Raw genomic sequence first — 19,687 nt, forward strand, 5'->3', positions numbered from 1 at the left:
ACGTCGGGCAACGCCCAACTCCCACCCACAATTCCATTGAAAAGATAAAGACAGCTCCCCTAGCGGTCAATGAAAAATAAAGTAATACCCATTACGTGCATCGCGACAACATAAAAACACACCTCCCTCCATACAATGGAGTGACGGTCGCAATACGCTTAATATTTTTGCTGTTTTTCCTGATTACACCTCTTCTTTTTTGAGGGGAAGGGGAATGCCCGTCAAAATCGTATAAAGATCCGGATCACTCGCTTCCTCGGTCGCGACCACCAGCACGCGGCTGGACTCGTCTAGTGCCAGCACGGTCCGCGCGGCGGGGTTGGTGGCCACGGCCAGCAGGCCGGCCATCCCCGCCGCCCCGGTTTCGCCCGCCACCATGGCCGGGTCGCCGGCCAGGGGCCGGGCCAGGCGGCGCATGGCCTCGATGGCGGCCGCGTCGGGAAGGCGCACGAAGGCGCACGCGGCCGTGCGCAGGATTTCCCAGGCCGGCACGGAAACCTCGCCACAGGCCAGGCCGGCGATCAGTGTTTCCAGGTCCCCGTCGGCCGGGGCGGGATGTCCGGCGACGGCGCTGGCGTACAGGCACGCGGCGCGTTCGGGCTCCACGACGATCAGCCGGGGCGCGTCCAGGCCCAGACGCTGCCCCAGGCGGGTGATCAGGGCGGCGGCGAGCCCGCCCACGCCCCCTTGAGCCAGGACGTGGGTGGGGGGCTGGGGCAGATCCGCCAGCACCTCGTCCGCGATCAGGCTGTAGCCGGCCATGATCCGCCCCACGGTTACCTCAATGCAGGGGTCCACGCGCCCGGGGCTCAGGGTATCGGTGATTTCCAGCCAGCCCTGTTCCATGCATTGCCAGGCGCAATCCGCCACCGCCTGGTCATAGGATCCCCTGCCCCGCACCACTTGCGCCCCCAGGGCCTCCAGGGCCCGCACCCGGCCCAGGCTGATGGCGGCGGGCACGAAGATCTCGGCCTTGCATCCGATCTGGCGCGCCCCCCAGGCCACGGCGCGGCCGTGGTTGCCATCGGTGGCGGCGGCGGCGGTGAACGAGGCGCACGAGGCACGCTCCTTCCCGGCCAGCAGGGCCTCGGGCGTGACCCCCAGGCGGTCGGCCAGGGCGAGGGCCAGGGCATAGGGCGCCCCCAGGGCCTTGAAACTGCCGACACCCAGGCGTTTGCCCTCGTCCTTCACATCGACCCGCGCCACGCCCAGGGCCCGCGCCAGCGCCGGCAGGGCCCGGAGCGGCGTGGGCGCGTAGGCCGGGCAGGCCCGGATCACCCGCGCGGCCTGCCCGCAGGCGTCCGGCGTCAGCCCGACGCACCCGACCTGATGGCGGGGCCAGTCGGGGGACCAGCCGGGACCGGCCAGCAGGCGGGCATCCGTGCTGACGGGAAATTCCGTGAGCCCGGTCATGACACACACTCCAAGGCACCGGCGAAGGCCTCCAGGCAGGCTTCAACCTCGGCCGCGCCGATGGTAAGCGGCGGCAGCAAACGCAGCACGGCGCCCTCGCGCCCCCCGGTTTCCACGATCACCCCGGCCTGGAACAACGCCGCTTGCAGCGCGTCGGCGGTGGCCCCGGAATCGGTTTCGATCCCCAGCATCAGGCCCAGCCCGCGCACCTCGCGAATTTTCGGATGGCCGGCCGTTCGCCGGGCCAGGTCTTCCTTCAGGCGCGCCCCCACCCGGGCGGCGTTGTCGGGCAAGGCGTCGCGGGCGATCACTTCCAAGGTTGCCTTGCCGGCCACCAGGGCGATGGACTGCCCCCGGAACGTGCCGATGTGATCGCCCGGGCGCCACACATCCAAGCGGCGATCGAACAACAGGAGCGACAGCGGATAGCCGCCGCCGATCCCCTTGGACACGCAGATCAGATCGGGCTGGATGCCATCATCCTCATAGGCGAACCAGCGCCCGGCCCGCCCCAGGCCCGACTGGATTTCATCCAGGCCCAGCAAGATCCCGTGGCGCCGGCACAAGGCCTCGACCTCGCGCAGGAAGCCCGGCGGCGGCACGATGGTTCCCCCCTCGCCCTGCACGGCTTCCAGAAGCACCAGTCCGGGCAGCTCCTGGCCGGCGTGGTCGTCCTCGATCATCAGCCGCAACTGGGCAAGGCAGAACCCGGCCGCCGCCTCGGGGGTACGAAAGGGCTCGGGAAAGCGCAAGGGGTAGGGATAGGGGCAAAAGGCGACCTGCCCGGCCATCAAAAGCCCGGCCTCGCGCAGGCGCCGCGACGACGACACCGCGAGCGCGCCCTGGCCCATGCCATGATAGCCGCCGTGAAAGGCGATCACCCCCCGCCGCCCGGTGGCCCGCGCCGCCAGCTTGAGCGCCGCTTCCACCGCGTCGGAGCCGGTGGGGCCACAGAAATGGATCTTGTGGGTTCGGGCCAGGTCCCCGGGCAAGACGCCGTGCAAGGTCTCGACGAACGAGAGCTTGGCATCGGTCAGCAGATCCAGGCTGTTGCCCACCGGCCGGGCCTGGGCCGCCAGGGCGGCTTGCACGTCGGGGTGGTTGTGGCCCAGCAGCAAGACGCCGGCCCCCCCCAGGAAATCCAGGAAACGGCGTCCGTCCTGGTCGATCAGCCACGGCCCTTGCGCGGCCACGAACACCCGGGGAAAGCGTCCGGCATAGCTGCGGGCCGAGGATTCCCAGGCGCTGGAGGCCGCGACCGGAGACGCGAAACCGGCGTCGTCGGAGACACCCTCCATCACGCCACCTCCCCCGGGGCGGGCACGAAGGCCGAACGCGGTCCCTTCCAGCGCACCATCAAGATGGTGATGTCATCGCTTTGCGCGGCCCCGTTGGCAAAGCCGTGCACGGCGCCCAGCAAGGTCCGGGTCACGTCCGCCGGGGACCCTCGCGCGGCCAGGTCGCCTTGCAAGGTGGTGGTGATGCGCTCCACCTTGAACATCTCGTGGGTGGGGTTCATCGCCTCGTTGACGCCATCGGTGTACAGCAGCACGGCATCGCCGGGTTGCAGATCGATCCGCGCCGTCTGGTAGGCGTACTCGGCGATGAAGCCCAGGGCGAGACCGCCTTCCTTCTTGAGAATCTCGGCCTTGCCATCGGGGGTCAGGCGCCCGGGCAGCTCATGCCCCCCGTCGCAGTAGGTCACGACCCCGGTTTCCAGATCCAGGACACAGGCAAACACGGTGACAAACATTTCGGACGGGTTGTCGGTCGTCAACTGGCGGTTGACCCGGGCCATGATCTGGTCGAGCGGCAGATCGGTGGCGAGCGCCACGTTTTTGAACAAGGCCTTGGCAATGGCCATGAACAGGGCCGCCGGCACCCCCTTGTCGGACACGTCGCCGATCAGGAAGAACAAGCGGCGATCGTCCAGCATGAAGAAGTCGTAGAGATCGCCCCCCACCGCCTTGGCCGGCTCCATGACCGCGTGCAACTCGAATTCGGGGTGATCGGGAAAGGCGAAATCGGTGGGTACGATATGGCTTTGGATATCGCGCGCCACCGACAGCTCGCTTTCGATGCGTTCCTTGGCCGCCGAGGTTTCGGCCAGCAGCTTCTGATCGCGCCGGAAGTTTTCCATGGTGCGGGCCAGGCGCCCGATTTCATCGCGCCCGGTCGTGGACGGCCCCGCCACCGAGGTATCGCCCCGCGACAGGGCATTGAGCACGCGAATGGCGGCATTGAGAGGACGAAACGAAATGCGCAAATACCAGTGCAAGGCGGCCAGGAACAAGGCCAGCTCGGTCCCGACCACGCCATAGCTCAAGGTCGACAGCAGCAGGGCCTGGCGCCACGGTCCGGTGATGTCGCGCGACACCGCGAACACGGCGGCCCGATCGCCCTCCATGCCCTGCAAGGGCAGCAGGGTGCTTTCGATCACCCGGCCGTCCACCGACACCCGGACCAGCCTGCCGTTGGCGGGCGCGTTCTGGGCCACAAGCGGGTTGCCCGGCCACTGGGGGGCGCCCTCGGCCACCACGGTGCGGCCGTCGGGGGCCAGCAGGAATACCGGGGTGCCGGTGGTGGCCTCCAGCTCGGGCAACAGCGCGCTGGCATCAACCAGCAACGCCACCGCCCCGGCCGCGCCAAAGCGGGTGAAAACGGGCGCGCCCACGGCGATCAGCACCCGGGGCGGATGGCCGGCCTGGGGATCGGGGACGGCCACCAGTCCTTGCATGCCCCGGGTCGCGCCCAGCAGTCCCGCGAGACGCGCCCCGGTCAGGAAGCGCGCCGGCCCCGGGTGCGACGCGCTCACCACCGTGCCGTCGGCGCGGACGACCTCCAGGTCCGCGCCGGGCAGGCGCGCGCGCACCCGCGCCAGAAGATCGGCGAAAAAGGGATCGGACGACACGGAAGAGGGGCTGGAACCGGGAGCAGGAAGGGCGCCCGACGCCGGCTCGGCCAGGGCCCGAACCACCAGATCGTTGTTGGGCAGCGCGGCAATTTCGTCCTTCAGGCCGCGCATCTCGGCATTGAAGGCGCCGGTCCAGGCGTTGCGATGGCCGGCGATTTCGGCCTGTTCAAAGCGGCGTTCGGCCTCGGCGAGGCGCAGGCGGCCTTCCAGCACCACGATCGCGGTCACGGCGATGAAGCACAGGGAAACCCCCAAGGTCAGGCGGGTGCGCAGCATCATGGCGTGAGGTCCCCCCCGGGAAAGGCGAGGCGCAGGGCCGGGCCTTCCGGTCCCTGGGTCAGGGCGTAACCCTGGCGCCCTTGCGCCAGCGCGTGCCCCAGTCGATCGGCGGCGGCGAGCGGCACGGCGATCCCGGTGGCCGGGTCGAGCTCCGGATCGCCCTTGAGGTCCCGGCACAGGAGAAAACGCGGCAACCGGCCGGCGAACATGGGCTTCAGGGCCCGCGCGCGAAGCCCGGCCGCCAGCACGGTTCGCAAGCTGGGCACGTTCAGGGGGGCGACGGTGGCCAGAACGTGGCGGCGCTTCGCCGCGCGGGCCAGGGCAAGGCGGTGCTGGCTCAAGATCCGGTGAATCCCCGCGCCCCGCCACGGCTCGGCCACCGTCGCGCCATCCAGGTGGGCAACGGTGCCCAGCCATTGCGGGGCCAGGCCCAGATCGCGGCCGAAATTGTAGGGACTGCCGGCGGCCGGCAGCCCGAGAACGCCATAGGCGACCAGGGCGCCCCCGGCGTCGAACAACCCCAGGATCCTGCCCGCCTCCCCCAGATGGTCGGCGAAAAAGGTGTCGGTTTCGGGATTGAGCACCCCCGGCGGCAGCCCGGCCAGCACCGCGTGGTGCAAGGCGATCACCCGCCCCAGGTCGCCCGGGCCCAGCACGCGCCCGTCCAGCCAGGCGGCCCCCACCCGTTCGCGCCACGGGCCGGCCTCGCCCTCGCGGACCGCACACGCCCCCCCGGTCCCCGCCCCGCTCATGGGATCAGCTCCGCGTAGTCGAGCAGCGCCATGGGCGGATACAGTTCCAACTGCCGCGCGACGCTCATTTTCACGATGTAGCTGAAGCGCTTCAGGGTTTCGACCGGGATGGTGCCCACCGGAACCTTGTCCACCAGGATCTGCTCGGCCTTGTAGCCCGCGAGCTTGCCCAGGGCATAGTAGGTCGCGACCAGCCCGACCATCGCGTTGGACTCCCGGATTTCCAGCTCGGTGCCGGTAAACACCGGGATCTGGTGGCGCATGGCCTCCCGGGTCAGGACGTCGCGGTTCTCCCCGATGAAGGTATCGGGGCCGATGTAGAGGAACTGGGGCTCGCGGGCCGCGACCTTGGCGACCAGATCGGGCAGGACATCGGCCCTCGGATGGCCGGTGGCATCCAGGGGCACCGGCTCGGCGACCAGGTCGATCCCCTGGGCGTCGCACAGGGTGCGCAGTTTCGTGACCATGCTGGCCGAGTTTTGCTCGATTGGATTGTAGATAATCCCCAGCCGCGTCAAGGTGCGATACACCTGCATGGCGCGGATCTGGCTTTCCAGCGGCGGGATATGCGACACCCCGGTGATGTTGCGCCCCGAGGGTCCCATCTCGCGCACCAGCCGCGCGTCCACCGGCGAGGTCACCATGTCGAACAGCACGGGAATATCGCCAATGGTGGCGCTGGTGTCGGTCTGGTCATAGGCGCCGATCACGCCTTGGGCGATGCCGGTGCCCCAGGTGTAGATCAGGTCGGGTTTCAAGGCCTTGGCCTCGGCGATCACTGCGGGCAGCCGGGAAAGATCGTGGTCGAGATCGCGCACCGTGATCACGGCCGGCATGGCGTGATCGGCCAGATAATCGCGAAACCCCCGTTCAGCCTCGGTTTCCCCGCGAAACAGGATCATGAAGATACGGTAAGGGGCGCCCTCGGCCGCCCGGGCCCCGCGCGCGTCCGCCAGCGCCAGCCCGAGCATTCCCCCCAGCAGGGCCAGGACTCCGATCACGCCATGCAGAATTTTCCGGCTCATGACGACGCCTCCGGGCGAATAAGGGGCTCTTCGTCGTCGATCTGGTCGTCGGGATGGGGCCGGGCGCCCAGGATCAGAAAGACCACGCAAAAGACCACCGCCGCCACGACCGCGCCGGCGCCCAGGGTCGCCATGGCGCCGCCATAGCCCAGGACCGCGGCCAGGGCGGATGCGCCGACCGGCCCCAGGGCGCCGCCCAGGCGCTCGGCCAGCCGGTAAAGACCCACCACCGGCGCTTGCCCATACCGGGTGACCTCGTCTTCGCACACCCGCATGACCAGGGCCAGCTGGGGCGAGATCGAAAGCGCCTGCCCCACGCCCAGCCCGACCACGGCCAGGATGACCCCGGGCATGCCGGCATCGAACACCATGGGGATCAGGCCCAGCCCGGCGATCAGGGCGCCCACGCCCACCGCCAGGCCATGCAGGCCCCAGCGGTCGGCCTGGCGGGCAAAGGGGGTGGCAAGAAGGAAACTGGCAAGGCCATAGACCATGACCAGCCGGCCCACCTCGCCCGCGCTCGCGCCTTCCTGGGTGGCGATCAGCGGCACCAGGAAGAACAACGCGCCCGACAGCAGCAGCTTGGCCGGCACCGCCGTGCACAGCAGCAAGACAACGAAGCGCCCGTTGCCCAGCAGCTTGAACATGGTCCCCCGGGGCGCCTTGGGCGCGGGACGCAAGGCCCCTTGCCCGCGCAGGGCCCACACCCCCAGCAAGGCGGCCCCGGCGGCCAGGGCGCCGCCGATGCCCAGCACCGCCTCGAAGCCCAGGCGGGTGGCCAGCATGCCGCCGATGGCGGGCCCGCAGATGTCGGCCGCCGTGATCCCCCCCACGAACAGGGCCACCCCCCGCGCCCGCTGCTGGGGGTCGGCGTGATCCAGGACATGGCCCTGGCAGGCCACGAAGGTCATGGCGTAGCCAAGCCCGGACAGGGCCCGCCACAGCAACAGGGCCACGAAGCCGCCGCCCAGCGCCGCCCCCACCAGCCCCACGCTGGAGAGCACGGCGCCCGCGATGAAGGTCCGCCGCCGGCCAAGGCGTTCGGACGCGCTGGCGACGCCCGGCATCGACAGGGCCACGACCAGCAGAAACATCGACATGGGCAGGCCCATGATCAGGTCGGATTGCCCCCAGCCGCTGCTCTCGGCCACTCCTCGGATGAACACGGGCATGAAGGGCCGGGTGATTTCCTCGGCCAGCACGAAGAGAAAGGCGCCCAGGCGCGCGCCAATGAACACCGAGGCCAGATCAACGGGGCGCTTGTCGGGGTCGACGGGGCGCACGGCCTCGTCCAGCCCCTGATCGATGGCCAGCAACCGGGCCTGGCGTTCCGGATGGCGCTCCTGCAAGGCGATCAGCCGCGCCTTCAGGGTGGCCAGGGCGTCAAGCAGGGCATCGACCACCACCCCGGCCCGATGGGCCAGCCGGTCGATCTCGCGCGCCGATCCCGCCAGCGGGCGCGAAAAGACGCCCTGGGTCGACAGGCGCAAGGTGGAAACCAGGGTATCCAGGGGCCCGCTCAAGGCCAGCGTGGTGGTGGCCAGCAGCAGTTCAAAGGTGATCAGCAGGGCAATGACCACGGCAATGATCATGTCGGTGGCCTGGCGGGCGATTTCTTCCTTGTAGAACCCGACCGAGACCCCGATGTGCAGCGTGCCCACCATCTGGCCCTGGCTGACCAGGGGCACCTGGGTATCGTAATAGCCGCCCCGGGGCGGGGTTTCGCGCACGGGCGGCCCGGACAGGGCAAGGCTGGCCTGGCTGAGCCACAGGGCCCAGCCCCCTTCGTCGTCGGGGTCGTCGTCCTCCCAGGCCGGGGCTCCCCGGGCGTTCTCCTCGCCGAACAGCGTGCGCAGGTCGTCTTGATCAAGGCCGGCGTGATAGAGCAAGACGCCGCGTGTGTCGGTGATGCCCAGGTAGTCGATGTCGGGCTGGGCCTGGCGCACCGAGTCCAGGTACTCGTCCATGCCCACGAAGCGGTCGAACGGAATGGCCTGGGCCTGGGCCAGGGCGACCTTGTCGGCGATGGCCACGCCCACGGTGCGGGCCTTCAAGTCGAGTTCCGGCAACAAATAGCGCTGGGAAACGCCAAAAGCGTAGAATCCGGCCAGCCCCATGGTGAGTGTCAACAAAAGCGTGGTGAACGCAAACAGGCGCAACACCGGATTTCTGGCTCTTTCGCCCATCCCCCGCTCTCCTTCCTTGCCTGCCACGGTTCGGGCCTACTTTTCCAGGTCGTCCAGGCGCTGGCGGGCCGCGTCCAGGGCCTGCCATCCCACGCCCACGTGATCGCGAAACGCACCGACGGCCTGTTCGACGGGACTGTCGGGATCGGGATCGAAGGCCGGGGTCTGGCGCTGCTCCAGGCCTTCCAGACCGGCGCAGGCGCGGTTGAAGCTGTGCCGGGAGCCGGCGAACACCACCCACACGGCCATCAATGCAATGGCGGCGGCCACGGCCGCGATCGGCAGGCACCCCCGCAGGATGTCGGCGAAGATCCGTCCCGCGATCGCGTCCAGGGCCCCGCGCGAGCTGACCAGCACCAGGCCGCCGTCGGTCTGGCCAAAGCTGTTGACCAGGGCGAGGCCGCTGTGCAGGCCATCGCGGTCGCGCGCGTTCCAGATCGTTCCCGCCGGCTGGGCCAGGATCGTCGCGCGCACGCTTTCCGGAACGCGCGGCCGGACGGGGTGGGGGCCGGCGGCGAACAGGACCTTGCCGGTTTCGTCGAAGACCTCGATGGATTCCAGGCGTTGATTGCGTTCGGCCACCGTGTTCAGCACCTGGCCGATGTTGGTCTGGCTGTCCAGGTCCAGGCCCAGGCTGAAGCCGGTCTGGATCTGGGCTTCCACCTGCCGGGCCACGAAGGCCCAGCGGCTTTCCGACAGGGCCAGCAGGTTGTCGTTGGCCTTCAAGGTGGTCAGCGCGATCACCAGCCCCACCGCCAGCACGACGCTGCCCAGGATGCCAAGGCCGATCAGGCCCAGAAGCGAGAGTTTCATGCATCACCCCCTTTTCCGGGAGGGACGCAGGGCTGGGCCGCTGTCGCGGTCTCCCAGCCGTCATCCCCCAAGGTGTCGTGCTCGCCCGCTTCTTGCTTCAAGATGCGCTCCAGGTGCTCGCGCTTGGCGCGGAAGGCTAGGCCCCACGACGCGCTATCGCCGGTCATGGTCCGCAAGGAATCGTAGATTTCCTGGTCGTGGCGGGCGAACAGGTGGCCGGCGCGCCGGGCCTCGTAGGCGGGCACGCCCAGCAGGCGCAAGGCCCCCACCCCCAGGTCGAGGGCACCGGCGAAGGTTTCGCGCACCACCAAGTTGGCCCCTGCATCCTCCAGGGCATAGGCGTGGACGCGGTCGAAGGCCCGCGCCGCGATCTTGAGGCCCGGGAAATGGCGCCGCGCCGTTTCCACGATGGTCAGGGTGGTTTCCTTGTCGTCGGTGGCGACCATCAGCAAATCGGCCTCGGCCGCGCCGGCGCTGGCCAGCAGGTCGGCCCGCCGGGCATCGCCATAGTGCAAGGAGAAGCCGAACGGGCGCAGGGATTCCAGCTGGTCGGCGTCGTGTTCCAAAACGGTGACGTTGACGCCGCGCGCCATGAGCAGGCGCCCGCCGATCTGCCCCACCCGGCCAAAGCCGGCCAGGATCACCCGCCCGCCGGCCGGGATCGAAGGCAGCTCGCCTTGGGGGCGCTCTTGCTCCTTGTCGGTGGCGAAGTGATCGAAGGCCAGCAGCAGCAAGGGCGTGGTCACCATCGAGAGGGCCACGGCCAGGGTCATCAGGCCGCCCAGCCGGGCATCGAACAAGCCCGCCTGGCCGGCCAGGCCAATCAGGACGAAGGCAAACTCGCCCACCTGCGACAAGGCAAGCGCGCTCAGCAGGGCGTCGCGCCCGGTCAGGCGCATGGCGCGCAGCACCGCGCCCAGGACCACGATCTTGATCCCCACGATCGCGCCGACCAGGGCCGCGACCGTGGCCACCTGGTCGGTCAGCAGGTGCAAGTCGATGCCCGCGCCCACCGACAGGAAGAACAGCCCCAGCAGCAGGCCCTTGAAGGGCTCGATGTCGCTTTCAAGCTCGTGGCGGAACTCGCTGTCGGCCAGCACCACGCCGGCCAGGAAGGTGCCCAAGGCCGCCGACAACCCCACCGCCGACATCAAAAGGGCGGTGGCGAGCACCAGAAGCAGGGCAAAGGCGGTGAAAATCTCGCGCAGCCGGGTGCGGGCGATGAAGCGGAAGGCCGGACGGGTCAACAAACGCCCGCCGATCCCGATCGCCGCCACGGCGGCCAGCGTGGCCAGGGCCTGGACCCACCCGGGCAGCCCGGCCAGGGCACTGGGATGGGCGGACGCCTCGGCGCCCGCGCCCCCCGCCAGCAGGGGCAAAAGCGCCATGATCGGGATCACCGCCAGATCCTGGAACAACAAAACCGAAAAACTGACCTCGCCCGCGCGCGTGCGCAGCAGCCCCTTTTCGGCCAGGGCCTGCAACACGATGGCGGTTGACGACATGGCGCCCGCCAGCCCTCCGAACACGGCGGCCGGCCACGGCACCCCCCAGGCCAGCAACCCCAGCCCGAGGGCGGCGGCGCAGCCCAGGACCTGGGCACCACCCAGGCCGAACACGGTGCCCTTCAGGCTCCACAGGCGGGCCGGGCGCAGTTCCAGGCCGACCAGGAACAGCATCATGACCACGCCAAACTCGGCGACATGACGCACGGACTGGGCTTCGCCCACCAGCCCCAGCACCCCGGGCCCAATGACCACCCCGGCGATCAGGTAGCCCAGGACCGAGCCCAGGCCCAGTTGCCGGGCGATGGGCACCGACAGCACGGCGGCGGCAAGGTAGATCACGGCATCGGCCAGCGGCATGGTCATTCTCCCCCGACCTGCCCGCGCAGGGCTTCCACGCGCCGACGGTAGGCCTGGGCCGCCTGCTGCAAGGCGGGGGCGCCCAGGCCCACGGCGTCGTGGGTCACGAAGGGCGCTTGCCAGGGCATGCCGCACAAGGCGGCGGTGGCCTGGAACGGCCGCAGGATTTCATCCATGGTGAAATGGTTGAGCCCCTCGGGCTGGTAGCTGTCGGCGCCGCCGCCGGCGCTGACCGCGCTCAACCACGGCTTGCCGGCCAGGGCGCGCCCGCCGGGGCCATAGGCGAACCCCCGTTCCAAGACCAGATCGAACCACTCCTTGAGCAGGGCCGGGCCCGAGTACCAGTAGATCGGATGCTGCACCACCAAGGCCCCGCAGTCCGACAACAAGGCCTGTTCGGCGGCGGCGTCGATGAAAAAATCAGGATAGGTTTCGTACAGGTCGTGAACCCGTACCCCGTCCAGGTCGGCCAGGGCGGCGCGCAAGGTGCGATTAACCCGTGACCGGCGCAAGGCCGGATGAACAAACAAAACCAGAACGGGGGTCATCCGTGTTTCCTTCAGCCCGCGATCCGCTTGATCAGCGCGCGGGCGAACAAGTGGGCATGATTACCGGTGCGGCCGGTGATCAAGTCTGCATCTTCCACCACGTCTTCGTCCACGAAGGTGGCGCCATAGGCCCGTGCGTCGCCCAGCAGGTTGGGGTGGCAGGTCAGGCGGCGCCCCCGGAGCACCTCGGGCACCGGCGCGCACAGCCACAGGCCATGGCAGATGATGCCCTTGAGCAGGCCGGGCCGGGCGAACGCGCGCTGCAAGAACCGGCAGGCCGGCGGCAGGGCGTTCAGGTCCTCGGTGTAGCGCAGGCGATCCGACACCATCCCCGAGGGCACGATCACGGCGGCGTAATCGTCAAGCGCCGCGTCGTCGATGTCCTCGAAGCTCAGGTGGCACTCGAACGGCGCGTGGTATTCGTGTCCCTTGAACGTGATGGAAGACTGCCCCCACAACCGGCTGACGAAGCAGGCTTCCAGGCCTTCCTCGGCGAAGCGGTAGTGGTAGTACCAGATTTCATGCTCGTAAAAGTCGCTTTCGATCAAGATGGCGATCTTGCGCCCGGCCATGACCGGCCCTCCCCTGCTGGCGGTGAACGGGATCGGAAACACGCGGCGTGACAAAAAGAAAAAGGGGACCGGCGGGCCCGGCCCCCTCCCCCGGGTGCCCCTAGGCTGGCGCGCGCTCGATCTGCGACAAGACGGTGCTGGCGCCCCCCAGCAGGAACAAAATGTCGATGCCCACGATCAGGTGGGTAAAGCCCTCCTTGATGCGGCGGTTGGCCTGTTCGGCGCTGGTGGTGATGATGCCGCAGGGCTTGCCGGCGGCCTGGGCGGCCTTGAGCACGCGGGTAATGGCCTCCTCGACGCGCGGATCCCCGGTCTGGCCCAGGATACCCATGCTGCCCGACAGGTCGAGCGCCCCCACCATCACGGAATCGATGCCCGGGACGGCCAGAATGGACTCGATGTTGTTCACGGCGTCGATGTGCTCGATCATGACAATGGTCATGACCTCCTCGTTGGCGCTTTGCAGGTATTCGCCCATGCGCAGGCCATAGCACTGGGCGCGGGCCAGGCCGGCGCCCCGTTCGCCCACCGGCGGATACTTGATGGCGCGCACGGCCACCCTGGCTTCCTCGGCCGAGTTGACGAGCGGGATCAAGATTCCGTCGGGCCCGGTGTCGAGCACCCGCTTGATCATGGTCTTGTCGTTCCAGGGCACCCGCACCACCGTGCTGGTTTCCGAGCCGTTGGTGGCTTGCAGCATGGTCAACACGTCGGTGTCGGCCATGGTGGTGTGTTCCATTTCCAGCCACAGCCAGTCGAAGCCCAGGCGGGAAAACAGCTCGGCGGTGACCGGGCTGTTCATGGTCAAGGTCGCGCCCAGGCAGACCTCGCCGGCGGCGAGCTTGCGCTTCAGGCGGTTGACGGGACGAAGGCCGTTGGCGTCCATAACCAAACTCCGTTTGAGGAAGAAGGAACGGGGCGCGTCACTCGCCCATGGCTTCCAGCAGGCGGGCCCGCCGGTCGGGATCGGCGGCTTGTTCGGCCACGGCGCGCTGGGTCAGGCCGGCGAAATCCTCGATATCCACCCGCCCGCCGTGGGACACGAACCAACGGACCTGATCGAGGTAGCCGTCCACCCGGTCGGGCGCGGCCATGGTGGCCCGCAACACCGTGTCGTGCATGGCGGTCAGGCCATTGACCAGGGGAATTTCGTTGATGGCGTCGGTGTAGGCCTGGGGGCTGACCGCGCGGGCGCAGATCTTCAGGATATCCAGGTGGTTGAACACGGCGGCGCGGATCACGGTCTGCGCCCCCATGGGATGGTTTTCGTGCACGGTGGGGTCGGCGCCGTGATCCAAGAGCAGTTCGGCCACCGCGAGGCGCAGCCGGGCCAGATTGGGGTTGGCGGGGAAGCCGTTGGGACCGGTCACGGCCACCACCAGCGGCGGCTGGCCCAGGGCACCCCCCAGGCGGTTGACCGGCGCCCCCTCGGTTTCGATCAGCCGGCGCAGCGTGGCCAAGGTGGCGTCCACGGCGCCCGGGTCGGTGGCGGCGGCCTTCAGGCCCCCTTCGATGGCGCCGACCATCTGGTCGGCCAGGGCCTGAAGCGGTTCCTCGCCCGGGGCCACGGGCACGCGGATCTGGTCCAGGTAGGCCCGGTAGGCGGCGGCCTTGGCCTCGGCCGGGCTATCGTAGGGCCGGATCACGGCCACCATGGCCTCGTTTTGGAACTGGGCCGCCAGTTCCAGGGGCCCCAGGCCGCGCGCGGTGGTCAAGGCGGTGCTGGCCCCTTGTTCCAGCACGTAGCGGGCCAGATCCAGGTGCCCGTAAAACACGGCTTGCAGCAAAATCGTGTGGGCATTGATCCTGTACACGGCGTCGATCAGGTCGGGCCGTGCCGCCAGCAGCATCCGGGCGCACTCGACGCTGCCCGACTGCCCGGCCAGGTGCAAGGGCAGCGCCCCCGATCGGGCATGGGCGAGGCCGGCATCGGCCCCCTGATCGAGCAGGAAACGGGTGGTTGCGGGCTGGCCCCGGGCGGCGGCCCACAACAGGGGCGTCCAGCCCTCGCCGTCAAAGGCGTTGGGATCGCCCCCCCCGGCGCACCATGCCTGAAGGGAGGGCACGTCTCCCTCGCGCGCGGCGGCCAGGGCCAGGGAAACGGAAGGGGTTGGGGACATCTTGGGTTCCTTGTCGACGTTGGGGGGAACGGACAAGCGACGCGACCCGGGCATGCCAAGCAGTGGGGGGGCTGGCTTCTCGGGGTTACCACCCCTTGCGGCGCAACCCCTTGTCCAGCACGGCCACCAGGGCGGCCCCGGCTTCATAGGAACACTGATTGGATCGGGCGGTGATGAACGGGTAGTCCACGATCACCGATGTTTTCTTGCCGAAGTTGCCATGATAGGCCCCCTCGGGGCCCACGGTGTCGCGCAAGATGTATTCCAGGGTATAGGGGGGCGGGCCCATGTTCAGGTCCGAGCCCAGGAACCCGGTGCCGTCGTGATAGTCGTATTCCACCGTGTGGCCGGTGACATGGCGGCCCCACAGGATGCTTTTGCGTTCGTTGAGGTCGCGGGCGAACGCGAGACAGGCCACGCCGTAGCAAATGGCGCAAATCGGCTTGTCGGCCTGATAAAAGGCCAGGATGACATCGTGCAGGCGCTGATTGTTGACCATGTCGACGATCGGGCCACTGCCACCCACCAGCAGCAAGGCGTCGAAGGCCTCCAGATCGCGGCGGGCCTGGGCCAGGTTTTCGTTGTAGGCTTCCAGGGCGCGCAAAAAGTGAGGCGCGCTGAAATAGGGGCGCTCGGGGAACCAGGCGGAGAGGTTCCGGCAGGAGGCCAGGCGGCTGGACTCGTCCAGGGCGCGGACCTTGGTGGCGGTTTCCGCCGAGGTGACCGGCATGCCCAGCGGGGGATCGACGAAGCCGGGATCCATGCTCACCGGCAAGGCCCGGGGGCGCCTGCCCTTGGGCGTCATCATCTCCAGCTCGTGGCCGGCGGCCTCCAGGCATTCCAGGGGCCCCAGGAGTTCCTCCCCCCAGTAGCCATGTTCGGACAAGACGGTCAGAACCTTTTTCTTCCCCATCCTTCCAGCCCCTTCCCGGATCGCGCCCTCCACCCTTCATGCGTGGCGCGCGCATCCCTTGATTTTGATTAAAAAGCCATGAATCAAGCCGCTCTTGCCACGGGTATAGAGTTCAGGCCCCCAGGCCGACACGCCCCTTCGTGAGGGACAAGGGCCCTTCGGGATTTCGGAGAACACCCCTCGTCTTCATGAAATAAGACTATTTCCAAAACCAGACCGACCGTCAACCCTTCACCGTGTTAAAAACGCCTTTCAAACACTCAATGCGAGGTGGATCAATTTGCAATTGGGACACAATCCACCTTTGCTTGCCGGTCGCCCAGGAAATGCACTTTTGTTTTTTGCTTTTCCCTGGCTTCCGGCGCCCTTTTTCCCCAAGCCCGGCGCCCCCGCCCTGCCCCCTCTTGCCTGTTTTTCCATCAAAACGAGAATTGCCCGCCCCTCAACAGAGACTCGCCGTCAAAGGGAAGGCGGCGCACCGGGGGTTGATTCTTCAGATTGTCATTGATACAAGGTGTTCCGGTCCCGAGGCTGACTTGACCCTGGGTTCCCAAGGCACCGGGACGGCAAACGGCGGAGGGTTCCCGCCGTTTGCCCTTTTCCCGATGGGAACACGATCGCACGCCCGCCCCGGGAGCGGGATGGGCCTTTGACCCGATCCGTTCAGGCCGTTCCCCGGGCCAGGGCATCGGCGGCCCAGACCGCCGCCTCCACCCGCTCGGGCGTGACCGTGAACCAGGCGGCATGGATCGACTCGCCCGGCGCGGTGGCGGCTTCGGCCACCGCGCGGATGTCGGCGCGGCTGGCTCGCGCCAGGCCAAGATCGGCGAGACACACCGGCAGGCCGACCGAGCGGCAGAACCCCAGCACCTCGCGGACCTGGGCATCGGGGCGGCCTTCCATCACCAGCTGGACCAGGGTCCCGAAGGCCACCTTTTCGCCGTGCAGCCGGTCGTGACAGGCGGGCAGCCGGGTCAGGCCGTTGTGGATGGCGTGGGCCCCGGCCAGGCCGCCGCTTTCGAAGCCCAGGCCGCTGAGCAAGGTATTTGCCTCGACGATCGCGTCCAGGGCGGGGGTGACTCCGCCGGTTTCGGCCGCCCTCTTGGCCTGAACCCCGTATTCCAGCAAGGTGTCGTAGCACAAGCGGGCCAGCGCCAGGGCGGTGCGCAAGGGCGCCTGCGAGCCGGTCAGCGGGTTGGTCCGGCCGCTGCGCGCGCAGGTATCGGCTTCCCAGAAGGTGGAAAGAGCATCGCCCATGCCCGCCACCAGCGTGCGCACCGGGGCGCGGGCGATCACCCCGGTATCGACCAGAACGCAATCCGGGTTGTGCGGGACCTGCACGTAGCGATCGAAGATGCCGTTCTCGGCATAGACCACCACGACGGTGGAACACGGGGCATCGGTGGCCGCGATGGTTGGCACCACCACGATGGGCAAGGCCAGGGCAAGGGCCACCGCCTTGCCGGTATCGATCACCTTGCCGCCCCCGGCCGCGATCACCAGATCGGCCTGTTCCTGGCGCCCCACCGCCGCCAGACGCTCGATTTCGCGATCACAGCACTCGCCGGCGAACCGCTCGACATGAAGGGAGAGCCCGACCGCGCCCAGCGAGTCCGCCACCGCCGTTTCGCAGGCCGCGAGCGCCCGCCCGCCCCCGATCAGCAGCGCCCGCCGCCCCAGCCGGGCCGCGTGGGTACCAATCTGATGAACCGCCCCATCCCCTTGAACATAGCGCCTGGGCGCCAGCAGCACACTGGCCATCGAGCCGTCCCTTCCTGGTTGATCCTGGTTGAGCGTGGAACAGAGGCTAGCAAGGGTACCGCCCCCCGACCAGCGCCATTGGCTCAACGGCAGCGATGCCGCCAGGGAAGACCGCCCCGGTTCCTCTCGCGGAAAAAAGCACGACGGCTTGGAAAGACACGGGGCGCCCTTCGTGCAAAGGACGCCCCGCTCAGCCTCCCTATTTGAACAGCTCGTCGCGCGATCCCAGGCGCGCGAACAGGGTTTCGCCGGTGGCGTCGTCCACGCCATCGTTGTCGGTGAGCATGTACACCCCGCCGTTGGCGGCAACGCACAGGCCCTCGACCTTATCAAGGGTCCAGCCGTTGGTCGCCTTGAGGACGGGAAGCAGGTCCTTGACCACCGTCTTCCCGACCACGGGAATGTCGGCCCCCGTGGCCGCCGGGGTCACGCCGGCCAGATCAAACACCGCGATCTGTTTCAAGGCCGCCGCCGGGCCCGGCTGGTTGTCGCGCTCGATCACCGCGAAGCGCTGGTCGCCCAGGGAAACGATTTCCGATAGCCCCACCCAGCCGCCGGCCGGGCTGGTCGGTGCCGACAGGGGATAGCGCACCCAGGTCCAGGTATCGGCCTGGGGATCGAACAGGCCGATCCGTGCCTGGTCCTTGGGGTCGTCCTGCCACGGCCGTTGGAAGGCCACGGCCACCTTTTCGTGGTCCTTGTCGCCATACACCGCCACGCCTTCAAAGCCAAAGCGCCCGGCCTGCCGGGCCACCTCGTCGGGCAGGGTCACGGTGCGTTCCACCGTGCCATCGGCGCCAACAGCCAGCAGCAGGTTGGCGAGGCCCTTGTCGGGATTGCCTTCGCTCACCACCCAGAAGCCGCCGTTCGGGCGGGTGGCGATGCCTTCCAGGTCCAGCTTCTCCTGGGGGGCGCCGGTGACCTCGACGAAGCCGCTCAGACGGGCCGGCGTCTGGCTGGCATCCAGGGTGTAGATCCGCGCCGAGGCATAGGCGCTGTCGCTGAGGGTGTAAAGGCGCGCGGGGTCCTTGGGATCGGCCGCGAGGCCCGACAGCGCGCCCCAGCCGATCGGGGCCCCGGTCTTGGGGTCATCCGCTGATTCAAGGGTGGGATAGGCCGGCCGGGTGGCCGTGCGCGCGTACACGCTGACCGAGGCGCGCACATTGTCCTTGGCGCTGTCCTCCTCGGCCGCGACCAGAAGCAGGCCGCGCTCGGGCAAGGCGAGCACGCCTTCCGGACCCACGCCGGTGGGCAGCACCTGCACGAACGCGGGCGCCTGGCCCGGCCCCATGTCGCGGAACACGGCGACCATGTTGGCGCGCTCGGCATTGATGAAGAACAGGCGTTCGCCGTCGAACACGCCCATCTCGGCGCCCTCGGGCTCCGAGCCCTTCTTGCCCGCGCGCTTTTCGGGGAAGTGCCCGATGCGCATGGCCAGGTGTTCCATCAAGGGGCCGCTGTCGTAGGCCACCGTGCCATCGTCGGTCCACACGGTGAAGCCCCGGCTGCCGCCCTTGTAGTCACCCTCGTTGGCGCTCACGAAACGATGGGCATCGAGCCAGGCCACGGCGTCGGGCTCGCGCGCGATGTCCTTCAGGCTGCCCGTGCCCTGGATGATCCCGTCCTTCCGGGTATCGATCGTGTCCAGCGACACCGTGCCGGCCGAAAAGTGGTTCACGATCTTGCCGGTGGCGGCGTCCACGATCACCAGGTGGTTGTTTTCCTGAAGACTCAGGATCACCCGGCCCTCGGCGTTCAGGTCCACGAACTCGGGCTCGGGGTCCTCGGGCGCGATCGTGGCCAGCCCGGTCACGTCCACCTTGCGCATCGCCTGGCAGTTCGTGGGCGTCCCGTCCGGCCCCAGGTCGAACAAGGCCAGATGCCCGGGGGGCAGTTGCGGCAGGGCTCCGTTGTTGGTTTCCTCGTCGCGTTCGTTCTCGACGGCCACGGCCAGGAAGCGGTTCTTGGGATCCACCGCCAGGCTATCGGGCTGGCCACCCACGTCGCATCGCGCCTGGATCGCCAGATCCTTGAGGCTGACCACCGCGATATGGCCCGAGGGATGGGTGTAGCTTTCCGAGGTATTGACCCCGACCAGGGCATAGCCCCCCACCACGCTCACGCTGGTAGGCTCGCCCCCCAGGGCAACCCGGCCCCTGGACCCCGGCTGGGCCGGATCGGTGAGATCAATCACGCCCAGCGACGTGCCGGGGCTGTCGGTGAAAACGGCGGTCAGGCCGTCGGCGGTGGCCGCCAGGATTTCGGCCGCTGTTTTCTGGGCCGGATCCAGGCCGGCGGGCAGGGTTTCGAAAACCGGGACCGTGGCCACGCGCACAAAGAAACGCGGGGCATCGGCGGCCACCGCGGCCTGCCCTGCCCCGCAGACGGCAAGCAGGGCGGCGGACGCCAGCAAAGAGGCTCGCATCGGGGTCTCTCCCTTCCGTGCAAAGGATTTTACCCTAAGGGGACGCGCTCCCGATGGCCTGTGATCGTTTCTTGACGCCCCTTGGCCCGCCTTCATACCAA

General features: G+C 68.6%; 15 protein-coding genes. All 15 read right to left on the reverse strand.

Features of this window, described 5'->3' with window-relative positions:
- Window positions 1–183 precede the first annotated feature (183 nt).
- Window positions 184–1,413, reverse strand: coding sequence for a diaminopropionate ammonia-lyase (locus tag ROR02_RS07100; RefSeq protein WP_147163324.1), 1,230 nt, complete (start codon window positions 1,411–1,413; stop codon window positions 184–186).
- Entirely contained in the window at window positions 1,410–2,711 is a 1,302-nt protein-coding gene (locus ROR02_RS07105; RefSeq protein ID WP_246135443.1) for an aspartate aminotransferase family protein, read from the reverse strand. Before ROR02_RS07105 ends, ROR02_RS07100 begins: the two co-directional genes overlap by 4 nt.
- The gene (locus tag ROR02_RS07110; protein ID WP_147163326.1) at window positions 2,711–4,606 is read right to left on the reverse strand and encodes a PP2C family protein-serine/threonine phosphatase; all 1,896 of its coding nucleotides are present in this window, start codon (window positions 4,604–4,606) and stop codon (window positions 2,711–2,713) included. Before ROR02_RS07110 ends, ROR02_RS07105 begins: the two co-directional genes overlap by 1 nt.
- Window positions 4,603–5,358, reverse strand: coding sequence for a hypothetical protein (locus ROR02_RS07115; RefSeq protein ID WP_147163327.1), 756 nt, complete (start codon window positions 5,356–5,358; stop codon window positions 4,603–4,605). The genes ROR02_RS07110 and ROR02_RS07115 overlap by 4 nt, the downstream gene beginning before the upstream one ends.
- The gene (locus ROR02_RS07120) at window positions 5,355–6,383 is read right to left on the reverse strand and encodes an ABC transporter substrate-binding protein (protein WP_147163328.1); all 1,029 of its coding nucleotides are present in this window, start codon (window positions 6,381–6,383) and stop codon (window positions 5,355–5,357) included. The genes ROR02_RS07115 and ROR02_RS07120 overlap by 4 nt, the downstream gene beginning before the upstream one ends.
- Entirely contained in the window at window positions 6,380–8,569 is a 2,190-nt protein-coding gene (locus ROR02_RS07125) for an MFS transporter (RefSeq protein ID WP_147163329.1), read from the reverse strand. The genes ROR02_RS07120 and ROR02_RS07125 overlap by 4 nt, the downstream gene beginning before the upstream one ends.
- Before the next feature lie 36 nt (window positions 8,570–8,605).
- Window positions 8,606–9,382, reverse strand: a complete 777-nt coding sequence (locus tag ROR02_RS07130; protein ID WP_147163330.1) for a hypothetical protein — start codon at window positions 9,380–9,382, stop codon at window positions 8,606–8,608.
- Entirely contained in the window at window positions 9,379–11,253 is a 1,875-nt protein-coding gene (locus tag ROR02_RS07135; RefSeq protein WP_147163331.1) for a monovalent cation:proton antiporter-2 (CPA2) family protein, read from the reverse strand. The genes ROR02_RS07130 and ROR02_RS07135 overlap by 4 nt, the downstream gene beginning before the upstream one ends.
- A complete protein-coding gene (locus tag ROR02_RS07140; RefSeq protein WP_147163332.1) occupies window positions 11,250–11,795 on the reverse strand; it encodes an NAD(P)H-dependent oxidoreductase in 546 nt (181 codons plus the stop codon). Before ROR02_RS07140 ends, ROR02_RS07135 begins: the two co-directional genes overlap by 4 nt.
- Window positions 11,796–11,806: 11 nt before the next feature.
- A complete protein-coding gene (locus ROR02_RS07145) occupies window positions 11,807–12,367 on the reverse strand; it encodes a DJ-1/PfpI family protein (RefSeq protein WP_147163333.1) in 561 nt (186 codons plus the stop codon).
- Between the two features lie 100 nt (window positions 12,368–12,467).
- A complete protein-coding gene (locus ROR02_RS07150; protein ID WP_147163334.1) occupies window positions 12,468–13,253 on the reverse strand; it encodes an HpcH/HpaI aldolase family protein in 786 nt (261 codons plus the stop codon).
- A gap of 37 nt (window positions 13,254–13,290) precedes the next feature.
- The gene (locus ROR02_RS07155; RefSeq protein WP_170245009.1) at window positions 13,291–14,487 is read right to left on the reverse strand and encodes an ankyrin repeat domain-containing protein; all 1,197 of its coding nucleotides are present in this window, start codon (window positions 14,485–14,487) and stop codon (window positions 13,291–13,293) included.
- 85 nt (window positions 14,488–14,572) lie between these two features.
- The gene (locus ROR02_RS07160) at window positions 14,573–15,400 is read right to left on the reverse strand and encodes a type 1 glutamine amidotransferase domain-containing protein (protein WP_147163336.1); all 828 of its coding nucleotides are present in this window, start codon (window positions 15,398–15,400) and stop codon (window positions 14,573–14,575) included.
- A 663-nt stretch (window positions 15,401–16,063) separates the two neighbouring features.
- Entirely contained in the window at window positions 16,064–17,161 is a 1,098-nt protein-coding gene (locus ROR02_RS07165; protein WP_147163337.1) for a glycerol dehydrogenase, read from the reverse strand.
- 199 nt (window positions 17,162–17,360) lie between these two features.
- Entirely contained in the window at window positions 17,361–19,586 is a 2,226-nt protein-coding gene (locus ROR02_RS07170) for an esterase-like activity of phytase family protein (protein WP_147163338.1), read from the reverse strand.
- Window positions 19,587–19,687: the final 101 nt, after the last annotated feature.

The organism is Pararhodospirillum oryzae (assembly GCF_007992075.1).
Lineage (GTDB): Bacteria > Pseudomonadota > Alphaproteobacteria > Rhodospirillales > Rhodospirillaceae > Pararhodospirillum > Pararhodospirillum oryzae.

Bases quoted from the DNA above. Each gene is read 5' to 3' on its own strand.
- ROR02_RS07100 (WP_147163324.1), bottom strand. From the start codon at position 1,413: ATGACCGGGCTCACGGAATTTCCCGTCAGCACGGATGCCCGCCTGCTG.
- ROR02_RS07105 (WP_246135443.1), bottom strand. From the start codon at position 2,711: ATGGAGGGTGTCTCCGACGACGCCGGTTTCGCGTCTCCGGTCGCGGCC.
- ROR02_RS07110 (WP_147163326.1), bottom strand. From the start codon at position 4,606: ATGATGCTGCGCACCCGCCTGACCTTGGGGGTTTCCCTGTGCTTCATC.
- ROR02_RS07115 (WP_147163327.1), bottom strand. From the start codon at position 5,358: ATGAGCGGGGCGGGGACCGGGGGGGCGTGTGCGGTCCGCGAGGGCGAG.
- ROR02_RS07120 (WP_147163328.1), bottom strand. From the start codon at position 6,383: ATGAGCCGGAAAATTCTGCATGGCGTGATCGGAGTCCTGGCCCTGCTG.
- ROR02_RS07125 (WP_147163329.1), bottom strand. From the start codon at position 8,569: ATGGGCGAAAGAGCCAGAAATCCGGTGTTGCGCCTGTTTGCGTTCACC.
- ROR02_RS07130 (WP_147163330.1), bottom strand. From the start codon at position 9,382: ATGAAACTCTCGCTTCTGGGCCTGATCGGCCTTGGCATCCTGGGCAGC.
- ROR02_RS07135 (WP_147163331.1), bottom strand. From the start codon at position 11,253: ATGACCATGCCGCTGGCCGATGCCGTGATCTACCTTGCCGCCGCCGTG.
- ROR02_RS07140 (WP_147163332.1), bottom strand. From the start codon at position 11,795: ATGACCCCCGTTCTGGTTTTGTTTGTTCATCCGGCCTTGCGCCGGTCA.
- ROR02_RS07145 (WP_147163333.1), bottom strand. From the start codon at position 12,367: ATGGCCGGGCGCAAGATCGCCATCTTGATCGAAAGCGACTTTTACGAG.
- ROR02_RS07150 (WP_147163334.1), bottom strand. From the start codon at position 13,253: ATGGACGCCAACGGCCTTCGTCCCGTCAACCGCCTGAAGCGCAAGCTC.
- ROR02_RS07155 (WP_170245009.1), bottom strand. From the start codon at position 14,487: ATGTCCCCAACCCCTTCCGTTTCCCTGGCCCTGGCCGCCGCGCGCGAG.
- ROR02_RS07160 (WP_147163336.1), bottom strand. From the start codon at position 15,400: ATGGGGAAGAAAAAGGTTCTGACCGTCTTGTCCGAACATGGCTACTGG.
- ROR02_RS07165 (WP_147163337.1), bottom strand. From the start codon at position 17,161: ATGGCCAGTGTGCTGCTGGCGCCCAGGCGCTATGTTCAAGGGGATGGG.
- ROR02_RS07170 (WP_147163338.1), bottom strand. From the start codon at position 19,586: ATGCGAGCCTCTTTGCTGGCGTCCGCCGCCCTGCTTGCCGTCTGCGGG.